General features: G+C 66.8%; 18 protein-coding genes. 9 read left to right on the top strand and 9 right to left on the bottom strand.

The window, feature by feature from the left end; all coding sequences use genetic code 11:
• Nucleotides 1-39: 39 nt before the first annotated feature.
• The 3 genes from ACSVDM_RS26085 to ACSVDM_RS26075 all read right to left on the bottom strand — a co-directional run bounded on the left by ACSVDM_RS26085 (nt 40) and on the right by ACSVDM_RS26075 (nt 2,488).
• The gene (locus tag ACSVDM_RS26085) at nt 40-585 is read right to left on the bottom strand and encodes a carboxymuconolactone decarboxylase family protein (protein WP_439268475.1); all 546 of its coding nucleotides are present in this window, start codon (nt 583-585) and stop codon (nt 40-42) included.
• A 463-nt stretch (nt 586-1,048) separates the two neighbouring features.
• Entirely contained in the window at nt 1,049-1,873 is an 825-nt protein-coding gene (nadE, locus tag ACSVDM_RS26080; RefSeq protein WP_439268474.1) for an ammonia-dependent NAD(+) synthetase, read from the bottom strand.
• Nucleotides 1,874-1,879: 6 nt separating this feature from the next.
• On the bottom strand, nt 1,880-2,488 hold the full coding sequence (locus tag ACSVDM_RS26075; RefSeq protein WP_439268489.1) for a TetR/AcrR family transcriptional regulator: 609 nt from the start codon (nt 2,486-2,488) through the stop codon (nt 1,880-1,882).
• Nucleotides 2,489-2,623: 135 nt separating this feature from the next.
• Here ACSVDM_RS26075 and ACSVDM_RS26070 point away from each other — a divergent pair, with 135 nt between their 5' ends.
• The 4 genes from ACSVDM_RS26070 (at nt 2,624) to nrdE (ending at nt 6,453) form a co-directional block, all read left to right on the top strand.
• Nucleotides 2,624-3,193, top strand: a complete 570-nt coding sequence (locus ACSVDM_RS26070; protein WP_439268473.1) for an NAD(P)H-dependent oxidoreductase — start codon at nt 2,624-2,626, stop codon at nt 3,191-3,193.
• A 388-nt stretch (nt 3,194-3,581) separates the two neighbouring features.
• A complete protein-coding gene (gene nrdH / locus ACSVDM_RS26065; RefSeq protein WP_067493089.1) occupies nt 3,582-3,815 on the top strand; it encodes a glutaredoxin-like protein NrdH in 234 nt (77 codons plus the stop codon).
• 23 nt (nt 3,816-3,838) lie between these two features.
• Nucleotides 3,839-4,309, top strand: coding sequence for a class Ib ribonucleoside-diphosphate reductase assembly flavoprotein NrdI (nrdI, locus tag ACSVDM_RS26060; protein WP_067493091.1), 471 nt, complete (start codon nt 3,839-3,841; stop codon nt 4,307-4,309).
• A 38-nt stretch (nt 4,310-4,347) separates the two neighbouring features.
• Complete coding sequence (nrdE, locus tag ACSVDM_RS26055) at nt 4,348-6,453, top strand: class 1b ribonucleoside-diphosphate reductase subunit alpha (protein WP_157104798.1); 2,106 nt, start codon at nt 4,348-4,350, stop codon at nt 6,451-6,453.
• 60 nt (nt 6,454-6,513) lie between these two features.
• Here nrdE and ACSVDM_RS26050 read toward each other — a convergent pair whose 3' ends face one another.
• On the bottom strand, nt 6,514-6,939 hold the full coding sequence (locus ACSVDM_RS26050) for an RDD family protein (protein WP_439268472.1): 426 nt from the start codon (nt 6,937-6,939) through the stop codon (nt 6,514-6,516).
• Between the two features lie 117 nt (nt 6,940-7,056).
• Here ACSVDM_RS26050 and pnuC point away from each other — a divergent pair, with 117 nt between their 5' ends.
• A complete protein-coding gene (pnuC, locus tag ACSVDM_RS26045) occupies nt 7,057-7,698 on the top strand; it encodes a nicotinamide riboside transporter PnuC (RefSeq protein WP_439268471.1) in 642 nt (213 codons plus the stop codon).
• Complete coding sequence (locus ACSVDM_RS26040; RefSeq protein ID WP_439268470.1) at nt 7,695-8,777, top strand: AAA family ATPase; 1,083 nt, start codon at nt 7,695-7,697, stop codon at nt 8,775-8,777. Before pnuC ends, ACSVDM_RS26040 begins: the two co-directional genes overlap by 4 nt.
• 48 nt (nt 8,778-8,825) lie before the next feature.
• Here the strand turns inward: ACSVDM_RS26040 and ACSVDM_RS26035 are convergent, their stop codons facing one another.
• Together ACSVDM_RS26035 and ACSVDM_RS26030 are read right to left on the bottom strand one after the other, a co-directional pair.
• Nucleotides 8,826-9,281 (bottom strand): RDD family protein, encoded by a 456-nt coding sequence (locus ACSVDM_RS26035; RefSeq protein WP_439268469.1) that lies wholly within the window; start codon nt 9,279-9,281, stop codon nt 8,826-8,828.
• Between the two features lie 75 nt (nt 9,282-9,356).
• Complete coding sequence (locus ACSVDM_RS26030; protein ID WP_439268468.1) at nt 9,357-10,001, bottom strand: hypothetical protein; 645 nt, start codon at nt 9,999-10,001, stop codon at nt 9,357-9,359.
• A 286-nt stretch (nt 10,002-10,287) separates the two neighbouring features.
• Here ACSVDM_RS26030 and ACSVDM_RS26025 point away from each other — a divergent pair, with 286 nt between their 5' ends.
• A complete protein-coding gene (locus tag ACSVDM_RS26025) occupies nt 10,288-10,764 on the top strand; it encodes a DUF3558 family protein (RefSeq protein WP_439268467.1) in 477 nt (158 codons plus the stop codon).
• On the opposite strand, the gene ACSVDM_RS26020 is transcribed toward ACSVDM_RS26025, so the two are convergent.
• Nucleotides 10,753-11,748: an LLM class F420-dependent oxidoreductase gene (locus ACSVDM_RS26020; RefSeq protein WP_439268466.1), complete on the bottom strand. Its 996-nt coding sequence runs from the start codon at nt 11,746-11,748 to the stop codon at nt 10,753-10,755. The two genes, ACSVDM_RS26025 and ACSVDM_RS26020, sit on opposite strands and share 12 nt — an antisense overlap.
• A gap of 152 nt (nt 11,749-11,900) precedes the next feature.
• Nucleotides 11,901-12,587 carry a DUF899 domain-containing protein gene (locus tag ACSVDM_RS26015; RefSeq protein ID WP_439268465.1) on the bottom strand — a complete coding sequence of 229 codons (687 nt, stop codon included), beginning with the start codon at nt 12,585-12,587 and terminating at the stop codon, nt 11,901-11,903.
• Nucleotides 12,588-12,664: 77 nt separating this feature from the next.
• Between ACSVDM_RS26015 and ACSVDM_RS26010 the strand changes: the two genes are divergently transcribed.
• Nucleotides 12,665-13,282 (top strand): TetR/AcrR family transcriptional regulator, encoded by a 618-nt coding sequence (locus tag ACSVDM_RS26010; protein WP_439268464.1) that lies wholly within the window; start codon nt 12,665-12,667, stop codon nt 13,280-13,282.
• Nucleotides 13,283-13,571: 289 nt separating this feature from the next.
• Nucleotides 13,572-15,011: a magnesium transporter gene (mgtE, locus tag ACSVDM_RS26005; protein ID WP_439268463.1), complete on the top strand. Its 1,440-nt coding sequence runs from the start codon at nt 13,572-13,574 to the stop codon at nt 15,009-15,011.
• A 3-nt stretch (nt 15,012-15,014) separates the two neighbouring features.
• On the opposite strand, the gene ACSVDM_RS26000 is transcribed toward mgtE, so the two are convergent.
• On the bottom strand, nt 15,015-15,983 hold the full coding sequence (locus tag ACSVDM_RS26000; RefSeq protein WP_439268462.1) for a peptidase: 969 nt from the start codon (nt 15,981-15,983) through the stop codon (nt 15,015-15,017).
• Between the last annotated feature and the right edge of the window lie 25 nt (nt 15,984-16,008).

Raw genomic sequence — 16,008 nt, 5'->3', positions numbered from 1 at the left:
GCCGGGCCTCGCTGATGGGCGAGGCCCGGCGAATCCTGGTCAGTGCTGGTGGTGGCGGACCACCGGCCAGTCGATGTCGGTGTCGACCGCCTTGTTCAGGTAGTTGGTGAACACATTCAGCGCGACACCGGCGATGATCTCGGTGATCTCACCGTCGGTCAGACCCGCGGCCTCGGCTGCCTTGATATCGGCCTCGTCGACACCACCCCGCGTGCGGACCACGGCCGCGGCGAAGACCAGCACGGCCTCGGCTTTCGGGTCCGACGACTGGCCGTGGCGGTTGCGCTCGATCTCCTCGGCGTCGAGCTTGGCGATATTGGCACCGATGTAGCTGTGCGCCGACAGGCAGTAGTCACAGCCGTTCTCCTCGGCCACCAGCAGCGCGATCCGCTCCCTGGTCGCGGCCGACAGCGCGCCGCCGGCCAGCGCGCCGGAGAAACCGAGGTACGCCTCGAGTACGGCGGGGCTGTTGACCATCGCCCTTGTCATGTTCGGGGTAACGCCGAGGGCCTGTTGTACACCGGCGAGCAGATCGGCGGCTTTGCCGGTGGCGGCGTCGGACTGGATGAGCGGCAGGCGAGACATGAGGAAACCTCTTCTTCTGGAACGAACTCGGGGTGAGCGGCGACAGCCGGCGTTCTAACCGTCAATCAATAGTTGAAAGGTTAGTAGGGGGCGTGTTGATTCCCGAATCGCGAAAGTTTCTTAGGAAGTCGCGGGCCGCCGCCGCTCACCTCCGTGAATCCAGAGCTCGCTGACCCGTCCGCCCGCGGACTCGATACGCCAGGGCGGCGCTCCGAGCTGGATGAAGGCGGCGTCGATACCGCGCCGCTCCCGCCGGTGCCCTAGGAACGCGACATCCGCGCGTTTCGAGTTCGCGCGCGGGTCAGCTCGCGACGAGCCCGTCGCGAATCGTCAAGGGGGACAGCCCATGCCGACGCTGAACCCGCTCGGCGCAGTGAGCGCTACTCACTGGACTCATCCCCAGTCGATGGTCCACCGTCGCCAACGAGACGGCCTTCTGCTCGACGACGATGCCGATATCGGCCTAGCGCCACCAGGTGTCGAGGGGAGTCACCGGCACGGTGCGCTTGTGACGGGTGGCGGTGAACAGCGATTCGACGCGCTCGGCGACCTCGTCGCTCACCTCCTTGCCCTCGAGGTAGTCGTCGATCTCGCTGTAGCGCACACCGAGCGCGTCCTCGTCGGGCAGAGCGGGGCGGTCGTCCTCGAGATCGGCGGTCGGCACCTTCGACCAGGTGCTCGGCGGCGCGCCGAGTTCCTGCAGCAGCGCGGCACCCTGACGCTTGGTGAGGCCGGTGAGAGGGGTCAGGTCGACACCGCCGTCGCCGTACTTGGTGAAGAAACCGGTGACCGCCTCGGCGGCGTGGTCGGTGCCGACCACCAGCAGGTTCTCCTGCCCGGCCAGCGCGTACTGGGCGACCATCCGCTCGCGTGCCTTGATATTGCCGCGCACGAAGTCGCGTAGCCGCTCGTGGTCGATGGACCCGGCCACCTCGGCCGACACCGCGTCGACACCGGGGCGCACGTTCACGACGACGCAGCGGTCGGGGTCGATGAAGTTCAGGGCGACCTGCGCGTCGTGCTCGTCGGCCTGCACGCCGTAGGGCAGCCGCACCGCGAGGAAGGTGGCGTCCTTGCCCTCGGCACGCAGCTCCTCGGCGGCCAGCTGGCACAGCCGACCGGCGAGGGTGCTGTCCTGCCCGCCGCTGATACCGAGCACGAAACCCTTCGCGGGGGTGGTGCTCAGGTACTCCTTGAGGAAGTCGACGCGCCTGCGGACCTCCTGCTTCGGTTCGATCTCGGGCTGCACACCCAATTCGGCAATGATCTGTTCACGCAGTGTCCCCATGCCGTCTCACTCTACTTGGGCGACAGGCGAAACAACCCGGCGAACGAACCATTCCCAGTTGTCGCCGATCTGTGCGCGGGTGTAGCCGAGCTCCTCCATCTGATGCAGGACCAGCGCCGCCGAGAGCGTGGCGAGCAGGCCGTCGGCGATCAGGGCGAGCTCGCCGCGCACCCCGGCCGCGCGCAACAGCAGCACGATGTGGGCGCGGTGCAGCGCGTAGGGGCCGTCGCCGAAGCGGCCCTTCTCCTCGGCGGCGCGGTGCAGGTCGCCCTCGAGTTCGATATCGAGCAGCCGGGTTCGGCCGAAGGCGATCAGCCGGTCGATCGGCTCGGCCTCGGGTCCGAGCGGGCCTGGTCCGAACATGAAGGCCGTCTGGAACTTCTGTTCGGAGTGGTCGAGCAGGGCCAGCATCAGCCCCGAGCGGTTGCCGAAGCGGCGGAACACCGTGCCCTTGCCCACGCCCGCGCGCTTGGCGAGCGCGTCCATGGTGAGTCCGGCGACGCCGTGCTCGCGCACCAGCTGCTGGGCCGCGTCGAGCAGCAGGGCTCGGTTGCGGGCCGCGTCGGCGCGCTCGGCCGGTTCGGCAGTGAGGGACGACGGTTGCCCGATCCGCAGCACGCCGGGCTCGTCCGACCTCGGTGTGCTGTAGCTCACGCTGCTCACACGCCCCTCCGGGGAAGTATTCGGACCGCGGTCCGGTTATTGTCGGATGAAACTTGGATCTTTCCACTGAGTACACCAGGAGTCGTCATGAGCGAGACCCGCATCCTTACTCTGGTCGGCAGCCTGCGCGCCGGTTCGATCAACCGCCGCCTCGCCGAGGCCGCCGCGCAGACCGCGCCCGAGGGCGTCGACATCGCCATCTACGAGGGTCTCGCCGAGATCCCGTTCTACAACGAGGACCTCGACGTCCCCGGTTCCGTGCCCGCCACCGCGCAGGCGCTGCGCGACGCCGTGGCCGCCGCCGACGCCGTCCTGCTTGTCACGCCCGAGTACAACGGCACCCTGCCTGCCGTGCTGAAGAACGCCATCGACTGGGCCTCGCGTCCCTATGGTGCCGGTTCGATCAAGGGCAAGCCGGTCGCCGTGGTGAGTGCCTCGATCAGCGCGCGTGCCGCCGAGTGGGCGCACGGCGACGCGGTGAAGTCCGTGGGCGTCGCGGGTGGTGTGGTCGTGGAGTCGGCCACCGTGCGGTTCGGCACCATCGGTGAGCGGTTCGCCCAGGTGCACCCGAGTGAGGACGCCGAGGCGCTGACCCAGCTCGGTGCCGCGGTGCACGAGCTGGTCGCCGCCGCGAACGGCGCGCGCGTCAGCGCGTAAGCTGACAGCGCTCCCGACGAGCGCCGCATCGACACGGTCGATGCGGCGCTCTTTCGTTGTCGAGCCGGTTTGCTGAAGACTCGCCGGTAGGCGAAATCGTGATCTGAACCACTGTTTCGGCTGCTCGCCGCCGGTGCGTCCTGGTACTTACCCGGTGGAAATTACATCTGTGCGACTCGCAACCCCTTGTGTTGTTCCCATCTGTCGGCCACTAGGTGTAGTGTCTTCGGTACTGGAACACGGTGTGAAGCCACTACTGATCGGGCCCAAGGGAAGGGGTTACGAGCAGGGCTTTCTTCGCCAGATCCAGGAGTTTGCGCAGCATCACCGTTCGTGCACTGCATACGGATCACAAGCTGTGGATCAGGCATAGGAGAGAGGGACTCTAATGACCGTCACCGTGTACACCAAGCCCGCTTGCGTTCAGTGCAATGCCACCTACAAGGCGCTCGACAAGGTCGGGGTGGAGTACGACGTCATCGACATCTCGGAGAACGCCGAGGCGCGCGACTACGTCATGGCGCTCGGTTACCTGCAGGCGCCCGTCGTCGTCGCGGGCGAGGATCACTGGTCGGGCTTCCGTCCCGACCGCATCAAGTCGCTCGCCGTCGCGGCCGCCTAGGACTTCGCTCGGAAGGAGCCGCGATGCCCGAACGGACGACTCCGGGCGGGCTGGTCTACTTCTCCAGCGCTTCGGAGAACACTCACCGTTTCGTCGAGAAGCTGGGTCTCCCGGCTACTCGACTACCACTGCACACCGCTGATTCGCTGCGCGTCGACGAACCCTACGTGTTGATCACCCCCACCTACGGTGGTGGTCGGCACGTCATGGGTGAGCAACGGTCCGACAAGGACCTCGTACCGCGGCAGGTCGCCAAGTTCCTCAACGACCCGCACAACCGTGCCCTGCTGCGCGGTGTGATCGCGGCCGGTAACACGAACTTCGGTGAAACCTACTGTGCTGCAGGCGATGTCATCTCGCGCAAATGCGGGGTGCCGTACCTGTATCGCTTCGAACTGATGGGAACCGCTGAGGACGTCGCGCGCGTCCGAGAGGGATTGGGATTGTTTTGGCAACAGCAACCACAGCACCGGCAGGCAAGTCAGCCCGTCTAGAGCGGTCGGCGGTGCGGCCCGACGCCGCGGGCGAGGTGATGGACTACCACGCCCTCAACGCCATGCTGAACCTGTACGGCCCCGACGGCGAGATCCAGTTCGACAAGGACCGCGAGGCCGCGCACCAGTACTTCTTGCAGCACGTCAACCAGAACACCGTCTTCTTCCACAACCTGGACGAGAAGCTGGACTATCTGGTCAAGGAGAACTACTACGAGCCCGAGGTGCTCGACCAGTACAGCCGCGGATTCGTCAAGCAGCTGTTCCAGCAGGCCTACGCCAAGAAGTTCCGGTTCCCCACCTTCCTCGGCGCGTTCAAGTACTACACCTCCTACACCCTCAAGACCTTCGACGGTAAGCGCTACCTCGAGCGGTTCGAGGACCGTGTCTGCATGGTCGCGCTGACCCTGGCCGCCGGCGACGAGACGCTGGCGAGCAAGCTGGTCGACGAGATCATCGACGGCCGTTTCCAGCCGGCCACCCCGACGTTCCTGAATTCCGGCAAGAAGCAGCGCGGCGAGCCCGTGTCCTGCTTCCTGCTGCGCATCGAGGACAACATGGAGTCCATCGGGCGCTCCATCAACTCCGCGCTGCAGCTGTCCAAGCGCGGTGGCGGTGTGGCCTTGTTGCTGAGCAACATTCGCGAGCACGGCGCGCCGATCAAGAAGATCGAGAACCAGAGCTCGGGTGTCATCCCGATCATGAAGCTGCTAGAGGACTCGTTCTCCTACGCCAACCAGCTGGGCGCGCGACAGGGCGCGGGCGCGGTGTACCTGCACGCGCACCACCCCGACATCTACCGCTTCCTCGACACCAAGCGCGAGAACGCCGACGAGAAGATCCGCATCAAGACCCTCTCGCTCGGCGTGGTGATCCCCGATATCACCTTCGAGCTGGCGAAGAAGAACGAGGACATGTACCTGTTCTCGCCGTACGACGTCGAGCGCATCTACGGCAAGCCGTTCGCCGATATCGACGTCACCGAGAAGTACTACGAGATGGTCGACGACAAGCGCATCCGCAAGTCGAAGATCAAGGCGCGCGAGTTCTTCCAGACCATCGCCGAGCTGCAGTTCGAGTCGGGCTACCCGTACATCATGTTCGAGGACACGGTGAACCGGGCCAACCCGATCAAGGGCAAGATCACCCACTCGAACCTGTGCTCGGAGATCCTGCAGGTCTCCACCCCGTCGGAGTTCAACGACGACCTCTCGTACTCCAAGGTCGGCAAGGACATCTCCTGCAACCTGGGTTCGCTCAATATCGCCAAGGCGATGGACTCGCCCGATTTCGGGCAGACCATCGAGACCTCGATCCGCGCGCTCACCGCGGTGTCGGATCAGACCCACATCTACTCGGTGCCCTCGATCGAGCAGGGCAACAACGAGTCGCACGCCATCGGCCTGGGCCAGATGAACCTGCACGGGTACCTGGCGCGCGAGCGGGTGCACTACGGGTCCGAAGAGGGCATCGACTTCACCAACATGTACTTCTACACCGTGGTCTACCACGCGATCCGGGCGTCGAACCTGATCGCCAAGGAGCGCGGTACCGCGTTCGGTGGCTTCGCCGAGTCGAAGTACGCCAGCGGTGAGTACTTCGACAAGTACACCGATCAGGTGTGGGAGCCCAAGACCGACAAGGTTCGTCAGCTCTTCGCCGACGCGGGCGTGCGCATCCCCACCCAGGACGACTGGCGTGAGCTGAAGGCCTCGGTGCAGGAATTCGGCATCTACAACCAGAACCTGCAGGCGGTGCCGCCGACCGGCTCGATCTCCTACATCAACCACTCCACCAGCTCGATCCACCCGGTGGCATCGAAGATCGAGATCCGCAAGGAAGGCAAGATCGGCCGCGTCTACTACCCGGCCCCGTACCTCACCAACGACAACCTGGAGTACTACCAGGACGCGTACGAGATCGGCTACGAGAAAATCATCGACACCTACGCCGCAGCCACCCAGCACGTGGACCAGGGCCTGTCGCTGACGCTGTTCTTCAAGGACACCGCCACCACCCGCGACCTGAACAAGGCTCAGATCTACGCCTGGCGCAAGGGAATCAAGACCCTCTACTACATCCGCCTGCGGCAGATGGCCCTCGAGGGGACTGAAGTGGAGAACTGCGTCAGCTGCATGTTGTAAGTCTTGGCCGACGACCTCGGTGCGGGTGATCCGCGCCGAGGTCGTTCGTCGTGACCGGCCTCAGCCGAAGAAGTCGAAGCAGGCCCAGCCGCCTCGGAACCACTGGATTATCAGCTGTCCGAGCGAGGGGCGGGTGCCGTCGGCGTGGCGCAGGCTGAGGCCGAACGAGCATTTGCCGATGGTGGTGCCGGCCAGGTGCTGGACGATCGTGCGGTGCGTGAACGAGGCTCCGAGCCAGGCGAGCAGGCCGTAGAGGACGCCGGTCGGGCCCTGGACGAGGTGCCAGGTGGTGAGGCCGATCGCGGCGTGCAGGGCCATGTCGATGAGGAAGGCGGGGATCACGCCGGTCTCCGAACCCGTGGACGTGCGTCCGGTGAGGGGGAATTCGTCCTGCGCGATCGTCGTCTCCGGGACGTAGGTCGATCGTCCGTCGCGCTCGTAGCTGCCGTTCCTCGTCGCGTGCCGGGGCGGTGCTGCGTTGGTCATGCGCCACAGATTGCTCGACTCCGCTTAACAAGAACCGTGTGACGACCTTGGTGACGATCTCTTGTGCCGCAGCCACGCTCAGGTTATTAGTCGATGTGACTAATACTGATGCGGGGGATGACCGTGCTCGATCTGATAGCTGCCTTGCAGGAACCGCTGTTCACGCTGCTCGGCACGCCGGTGAGCTGGACCGAGGTGCTCGGATTCGGTAGCGGTGCGCTGTGTGTCTGGCTGGTGGCTCGCCAGCACATCGCGAACTGGCCGATCGGCATCGCCAACAATGTGTTCTTCATCCTGCTGTTCACCCAGGCCGGGTTGTTCGCCGATGCCGGGTTGCAGGTGGTGTTCATCGCGCTGGCCGTCTACGGGTGGTGGACCTGGGCCAACGGGGCGCCTCGGAGTGAGCGGCTGCCCGTTCGCAGAACCACCCGCACCGAATGGCTCGCGCTCGGCGTGTGCGGTGTGCTCGGCACCGCGGCGATCACCGTATTGCTCGACACCGCAACCGAATCGACGGTGCCGTTCTGGGACGCGCTCACCACCGTGCTGTCGCTGATGGCCACTTACGGGCAGTGCCGCAAACGCCTCGAGTCGTGGTGGTTGTGGATCGCGGCCGATGTCGTCTACATCCCCCTCTACGTCTACAAAGACCTCTATCTCACCGCGATCCTGTACTGCGGGTTCCTCGCGCTGTGTGTGCGCGGGCTGATCGCCTGGCGGTGGGATGTACGCGCGGAACCGGCGGTTGTGGCGGTATGAGCACCATGAATGCGACTGTCGGGCAAACAGATTCCGCACGCAGGTTCGCGCACGGTCTGGTGTTGGGCAAGTTCTATCCGCCGCATGCGGGACACCATCATCTGGTGCGCACCGCAGCCGCACGCTGTGACCGGCTGACGGTGCTGGTCTGCGCCGCCTCGGTGGAGTCGATCCCGCTCGCCGACCGGGTGGCGTGGATGCGTGAAATACACTCAGAGCCCGGCATTTCCGTTGTAGGCGCCGTCGACGACATACCCATGGACCTCACCGATCCGCGGGTCTGGGACGCGCACATGGCGGTGTTCCGTGCCGCCGTCCCCGAGCCGGTCGACGCCGTGTTCACCTCGGAGACCTACGGCGACGAGCTGGCCCGCCGCTTCGGCGCCCAGCCGATCAGCATCGACCCGCAGCGCCGCCGGTACCCGATCTCGGCCACAGCGATCCGACGGGATCCGGTGGCGCACTGGGCGTTTCTCGCTCCACCGGTGCGTGCCGCGCTCACCAGACGCGTGGTCGTGCTCGGTGCCGAGTCCACTGGTACGACGACCATGGCCGAGGCCCTCGCCGAACATTACGGCGCCCCCTGGGTTCCGGAATACGGCCGCGAATACAGCGAGCGCAAACTCGCCGCTCTCGGCCCCTCCGCCCACTGGTCCCAGGTCGAATTCACCTCCGACGAGTTCCCACTGATCGCCGCCCGCCAACAAGAACGCGAAGACCGCGCCGCCCGCGAGTCGGGCCCCGTACTCTTCTGCGACACCGACGCTTTCGCCACCGAAATCTGGCACGAGCGCTACCTCGGCGTCCCCCACCCGACCCTGCACACACCCCCACGTCAGCACCTCTGGCTGCTCACCGACCACGCCGACGTCCCCTTCGAAGACGACGGCCTCCGCGACGGCGAACACCTACGCCCCTGGATGACCGAACGCTTCCACACCGAACTCACCCGAACCGGCCGACGATTCACCGCCCTGACGGGCTCCCATCACGAACGCCTCACCGCCGCCATAGCCGCCGTCGACCAACTCCTCTCCGAGGGCTGGTCTTTCGCCGACCCCCTCCCGGAGAAGCGCTGAAACCTGAGGAGAGTGAACGCCAGGGCGGTGGCGGTGGTGTGTCGGGCTCTAGCCGAACCAGGCCAGCATCTCGAGGGCGGCGCCGAGGCCACGGAACCACTCCTTGATCAGTCGTCCGAGGGTGGGGTAGGTGCCGTCGGTGTAGCGCATGCGGAGGCCGAAGACGGCCTTTCCCAGGGTTGCTCGGGTGAGGCGTTGGATGACGGTGCGGTGTAGGAACGATGCGGTGAGCCAGGCGAGTAGGCCGTAGAGCAGCGATATCGAGCCGGGGACGGCGAACCATGTGGCGGCGCCGATCGCGAGGTGCAGCGACATGTCCAACGGGAACGCGAACCACATCCTGGTGGTGCTGCCGGCCGAATCCTTCGCCAGCAGCGGCCATTCCGCGTCGCGGTCCGGTTCGGCGGGCACCGCCGGGACGAAGACCAGCCGACCGTCGCTGTCCCGCTCGTATCTGGCGCTGAGAAGCTTGGTCTCTTTCCGCATGTCCACCGAGTCGCTCATGTCGGCAACGTAGGTGGGGGCGCTTAACGGGAACCGTTGATCATGCCAATACTGCTGCCGGACCAGGTCGAGCTCTCAGTCGACCTGGACTTCGGCGGTCGGCAGCGAATCACCTTGGTGGGCAGGGGCTTTGCTCTCGGCCATCCGCCAGATCTCCCGACCGGTGAGTTCCGGGAACGCGGTGCTGAGGAGGACGGCGGTGGCGAAGCGGTCGCGGGCGCGGGTGTCGAGGATGGAGTCCGCGTGGCGGAGGGCTTCGGCGCGGGCGGCGGTGGTGGCGATGCGCTCGGCGAACTTGTCGGCGCGGGTGCTCGCTCCGCGCGACTGCCAGAACAGCAGGGCGCTGGCCGCGCCGGGCAGCAGACCCGCGGCCACGGTGGCGAGCCCTTGCGGATCGCTCGGGTCGTCGCCGATCAGGCCGTACATCACCACGCCGATCGCGATCACGCCGCATACCAGCGAGGCGATGGTCGCCAGCCGCTGCTGCTGGAGCGCGCTGTGATGATGCTCGATGTCGAGGGCCGAGCGCTCGCGTGCGGCGGTTTCGAGCCAGTCGGCCTCGGCCTTCGGTTCCGCGGTGTCCTCGGTGATCGTTCTGCTCAGTTGCTGGACGCGGACACGCGAGCGGCGCGCGTCGAGGAGTTGCAGCGCGGCCGCGTAGGCGGCGCCCAAAGTAGTAGAACCCGCCGCCAATAGTTCGACGGGCATGGTGGCACTCATCGTCCGATTCCCCTTCCCGACCCGCCGAGGGGCAGGCCCGGCAGTGATCCTACGTCGCCACCCACCGGAAGTTCGGAGTCGGAAAGCCCGCTGTGGAAGCAAGATTCGGCAGAAGCTGCAGTGCCGAGAAGATTCGAAAGACGGAGGACCGTACGGATCTGCCACAACCCGGATGGTCGGCAGTGGTGACCGCGACAGTATCGGGCGACGCGGGGTCGGATCAGGACAATCGCTTGGTAGCTTGGGCGCGTTTGTGAGGCAGTGGAAGGGACCTGGAATGCGCCGGTTGTCGACGATTGGCCTGGGGATCGTGGTGGCGGGCACGGTCGCCGGATGTTCCGGGGACGACCCGGCGGCGAAGGCGCTGTTCGAGCCGTGCGCGGGCGTGGGGGAGCAGGCGCTGACGCAGGCGGGAGTCGACCCGGCGTCGCGAGTCCCCGCCGGGTCGGCGGAGGCGGGATGGCAGACGTGCGCGTGGGACGGTGCGACCGCTTCGTTGCGGGTGTACTCGGCGGATCGTTCGCTCGAGGAGTTCGAGGCCGAGGCCGGTCCCGGCAACTTCTACGACATCACGGTCGCCGGGCGTGCGGGACGCAAGCTGGTCGACTCGGCGTCGCTGACCACGGTGTGCGATGTCGCCTTCGGCGCCGAACAGGGAGTGGTACGCATGATCGTGGTGACCAACCCGGGCCAGCCCGCGCCGGATGCCTGCGCGACGCTGACCCGGATGGGAGAGTCGATCGTTCCCGCCCTACCCGCCTAGCGCGGGAATCACCTCGCGCTCGAACAGTTCGATACCGGAGGTGTCGTAGGCGGCTTCGGGGAAGTTGAGGATGGCGTAGCCGAGGCCGAGATCCTTGACGGCGCCCAGCCGTTCGGCGATCTGCTCGGGCGTGCCGGTGGCGGCGCTGCTCGCGAAATTGTCGGTGACGTAGGTCTTGGCCGCATCGGCCCCGAGGAAGGGCGTGTAGCGGTCGATGATGAGCGAGAGACGTTCCTGCACTTCGGTTTCCGTGCTGCCCACTACGGCGTTGAAGTTGGAGCTGCGGGTGATGGCGGTGAAGTCGGTGCCCACCTCGGCGCAGTGTTCGCGCAGGATTTCGGACTTGCGGATGAACTCGTCGGGGACGGCGCTGAAGTTGGTGTAGTTCGCGTACTTCGCGGCGATGCGCAGCGTCTTCTTCTCCCCGCCGCCGGCGACCCAGATGGGAATCCCGTTCTCCTGCAACGGACGTGGGTGCACGATGGCGCCGTCGACCTGGTAGTACCTGCCGTCGAGGGTGGCTCGCCCGGTCCGCCATGCCTGACGGAAGATCTGCACGCCCTCGTCGAGGCGGCCCAGGCGTTCACCGGCGGGCGGGAAGCCGTAACCGTAAGCGCGCCACTCGTGTTCGTACCAGCCCGCGCCGATCCCCATCTCCACCCGGCCACCCGAGATCAGGTCGACCGTCGCGGCGACCTTGGCCAGATAGGCGGGGTTGCGGTAGCTCATGGCCGTACACATCTGCCCCAGCCGCACCCGGCTGGTCGAGGCGGCGAAGGCCGACATCAGCGACCACGCCTCGTGGGTCGCCTCGTCGGTGGGCACCGGGGTGGTGTGGAAGTGGTCGTACACCCAGATCGACTCCCACACGCCCCCGCTGTCGAACCGCTCGGCCAGTTCGCGCATCACCGCCCACTGATCGGCCGGTTCGATGTCGACCAGGTCGAGCCGCCAGCCCTGGGGGACGAAGATGCCGAAGCGCACAGGTTTCTCCTCAGTGTGTTGACAACCGATGTCGCCGCGCCACGCACCGCGGCTTCCGGTCTCCACTGTTCCCACTGCCGCCCACTCCGGCAACTATTGTGCGCGCGCCGCGCCGAATCCCCGACCGGCGGTTTTCGCCCGCGACCGTCCGCTCAGGCGTTCGGGTCGCCGTAGGAGGCGGCGATGTCCTTGGAGCTGGGCCACCGGCTGTAGGTGGGTGACTGCGGCCAGCCTTCGGGGCTGTCCTGCCACTCCTCCTGGCGTCCGTAGGGCAGGGCGTCGATCAGGCCGAAGGTGTAGGCGAGTTGTTCGGTGCCGCGACCGTCGGTGTGCCAGCTGCGGTAGACCGTGTCACCGTCGCGCAGGAAGGTGTTCACCGCGAAGCCTGCCCCGGGGCCCGCGCCCATATCGGCGCCGAAGGGGCTGTCGGCGGTGGAGTACCAGGTCATGGTGTTGCCGACGCGGCGCTTGTAGGCGAGCACCTCGTCGATGGGGCCCTGGGTGACGATGACGAACCGCGCGTCGTAGGCGTCGAGGAAATCGAGCCGCGCGTACTGGGAGGTGAGCCCGGTGCAGCCGGGGCACTGCCAGGTGTTCCCCGGCGTCCACATGTGGTGGTAGGTGATGAGCTGGGTGCGCCCGTCGAACACCTCGGCGAGCGAAACATCGCTGCCGTCTTCGGCTTTGAGCGTGTAGTGGGGCAGGCGGACGGCGGGCAGCCTGCGTCGCTGGGCGGCGATGGCGTCGAGTTCGCGGGTGGCGGCTTTCTCGCGGACGCGAAGGGCGTCGAGTTCGGCTTGCCAGGTGTCGTGGTCGACGACGTTCGGGAGTGCGGTCATGGGTACGGCTCCGATGTGTACGGTGTGCACATTTGATATGTTCACACCATATACTTCGCGGAAAGGGTGTACAAGGGTTGGCGTATCACCACGGCGATCTCGCGGCCGCACTGCTCGCGGCCGGCTTGGAACTCACCCGGTCCGGTGGGCCCGACGCGCTGACCATCCGGGAAGTCACCCGTCGCGTCGGGGTCACGCCCAATGCCGCCTACCGGCACTTTCCCGACCGCAAGGCGCTGCTCGACGCGGTGTCGTCGGCGATCCAGGCCGACATGGCGGCGCGCATGGCGACCGACCGCGTACCCGCGGGGCCACGGGAAGGCCTGCGCGCCGTCGGACTCGGCTACATCGCGTTCGCGCTCGCCGAGCCGGGCTGGTTCGCCGTCGCGTTCTTCGGCGCGGGAGACACCTCGCCCGCCGCGATCGCCGACTCACCTCCCTACCTGGCCCTCGCCGAGACGCTCGACATGATGGTTCACATCGGCGACCTCGCCCCGTCGGCGCGCGAGGCCGCCACGTGGAGCTGCTGGTCGACGGTGCACGGCTTCGCCGAACTGGCCTTGCGTGGACCGCTGCGCCACGTGGACGGCGCGAAGGTCTGGCAGTTCGCCGAACAGGCGGTGGACACCGTCGTCGCGGGATTGCCCACCCATGGTGTGACAGAGGCCACTGTGACCAGTGGTACGACGGCGTAAAGATGAAACGACCAGTCCTCGCATGTATCCTTCGGGGAGAAGTGTGGGCACAGGGCCCGCGGTGACGACGAGGAGGTGGTGTTGCCATGCGCAGCGAACCCCCTAGTCGAAGGCCGCGCGGCGTCGCCCCTTCGCTCTCGCACTGAAACCAGCCGATTCTGCTGCGGTGGTGCGTGATGGTCGTGGTGGCGGACGCCCGCGGTAATCCTCGCCGTCTCCCGAAACCATCTCGGCGCATGTACCTACCTCTGCCGTAGGCATGCGCGTTGTCGCGCCAGAGGACTGTCCCATGTCGCAGATCGATCTCGTCGAAGCACGTCACGTACCTGTCGAAGCCGTCGCGCACGAACCGAATCCTGTTGTGGCCGAGGATCATTCGGTGACCGAGGCCTTGGCGATCCTGTCGGAGTCGGTGCGCGACATCGTCGAGACCCACCGCGTGAACAGCGCGATGGACTGGCTCGACAACCGTCCGCCGCACGTCATCGCCGACGCGCTGGCCCGCATGGACGCCGTGCAGGCCGGGGTGGTGTTCCGGCTGCTCGACAAGGACCGCGCCATCACGGTTTTCGAGGAACTCGAGCCGGTCGACCAGCAGCAGATCCTGCAGGGACTGCGCGAGAAGAGCTTTCGCGATCTGGTCGAGGCGATGGACCCCGACGACCGCGCCCGCATGCTGCACGAGGCGCCCGCCAAGGTCGCCAAGAAGGTGCTCGAGGGGCTGAGCCCCCGCGAGCGCCGGATGACCGCCGCCCTGCTCGGCTACCCGGAGGGGTCGGTCGGTCACTACATGACGCCGGAAGTCGTTGCGCTGCCGGGTAATCTGACCGTCGCCCAGGCGCTGGCCTTGGTGCGTGCCAAGGGCGCCAACGCCGAAACGGTGTACACCCTGCCCGTGGTCGACCGCGGGCGCAGGCTCACCGGCATCGTGGAACTGCGCGAGCTGGTGCTGCACGCGCCCGAGGCGATGGTGTCGGAACTGGTTGTCACCGAACCGCCGTTCGTGCGTGCCACCGATTCCGCCGAGAAGGCGGCGCGCTTGATGAGCTCGACCAACGAGATCAACCTGGTCGTCGTCGACAGCGAGGACCGGGTGGTCGGACTGCTCACCATCGATGACGCGATGGAGGTGCTCGAGGCCGCCGACAGCGAGGACGTGGCCAAGCAGGCCGGTTCGGCGCCGTGGGAAGGCCACTACATGGCCGCCAAGGTGTTCCAGCTGGCGCGCTACCGGGCACTGTGGCTGATGCTGCTGCTGTTCGCGGCCACGCTCACGGTGAGCGTCACCGACATCTTCGCCACCACCCTCGAGCAGGCGGCCAGCCTGGCGCTGTTCATTCCGCTGCTCATCGGGGCGGGTGGCAACGCCGGCGCGCAGGCGGCCACGGCGTGTGTGCGTGCGCTGGCCGTCGGCGAGGTGCGGGTGTCTGATCTGTTCAAGGTGATCTGGCGCGAATGCCGGGTCGGCCTGGTGCTCGGGAGCATGCTGGCCGCGGCGGGCCTGTTGATCGGCACCGTGTTCGTCGGCCCCAAGATCGCCGTCGTCGTGGCTGTCACACTGGTGCTCATCTGCGGTTGGGCCGCGACCATCGGCGGCACGATGCCTTTGCTGGCCAAGAAGTTCCGCATCGACCCGGCTGTCGTATCGGCGCCGATGGTGACGACACTCGTCGACGCCACCGGGCTGATCATCTACTTCACCACCGCGAAACTCGTTCTGGGCATCTGAGTTTCAGCGGGGTGGAAACAGGGTGAGGGCCGCCGCCATCACGTCCCTCGCGACATCGTCGGTGGCGGCGACCACCTCGACGATGGGGATCCGCCGTCCGAAAACCGTTGATTCAGGTGGCAATTCGGGCCCGACGGCGGCGGTGTAGATAGGAATCGAGCTGTCGTACACCGAGACCGAACGGTGCACGGTCCGCCCGTCGATGTGCTCTTCCGTGCTGTTGGCCGCCAGGTATTCCGGCACCCGGTACTCGTAGCCGACCGTGATCCGTTGTCCCCGGTAGCCGAACAGGCACTGGGTGAGTCGCTGTTCGTCGTCGTGCAGCGTGCCGACGAGTTTCGTGCGGACCGCGCACGGGTCGGCACCGAGCAGCACCGTCGGCACGGTGTCGGGGGAGGTGCCCTGGGCCGGCGACTCCCGCCACCGCTGCACCATCCCCGGCACCAGTTCGTCGGCGATGGTGCACGGGTTGGTCCCCGGGCGCGAGGACAGGCCGAGGTAGAACGCCGCCCCCGCCGGGAAATGCGCGGTGACGCCGCAGGATCGGGGCTCACCGGCGTCTCGGTCGGGAACGAGGCGCACGGTCACATCGCCGATCTGGCTGGTCCTGCCGCGTCCGCCCGCGGTCAGGCCGGGCAGCAGTGTCGCGTGCCAGGTCAGGGTGGTGCCTTCGCCAGGGGAATCGCTGTGCAGCACCGCCCGGCACGAATCCAGGCCGACGGTGACGCTCTCGATCGAACCCAGCGGTTCGAGCGCCTCGCGCGGCAAGATCGCGCACACATCCACCTGCCGGGTCGCCTGGGCGACCTTCTCGCGTTCGGCTTGGTCACGCGGCACCTGCGACCAGAACTCCGGTGGCGGCGCCGGGACCACCGGCGGTGGCGGCGCGGTCGCGGACGGGTCGCTCTCGTCGTCACCGCAGCCGACGCAAACGAGTAATGCCACCGCGGCGAACGCGATCCTGCGCACCATCGTCACCCCTGTTCTCGAACGCGAG

The sequence above is a fragment of the Nocardia sp. JW2 genome (assembly GCF_051843015.1).
GTDB classification, from domain to species: domain Bacteria; phylum Actinomycetota; class Actinomycetes; order Mycobacteriales; family Mycobacteriaceae; genus Nocardia; species Nocardia coubleae.
Note: the sequence above shows the minus strand (reverse complement) of the source record. Positions and strands in the feature narration are given on the sequence as shown.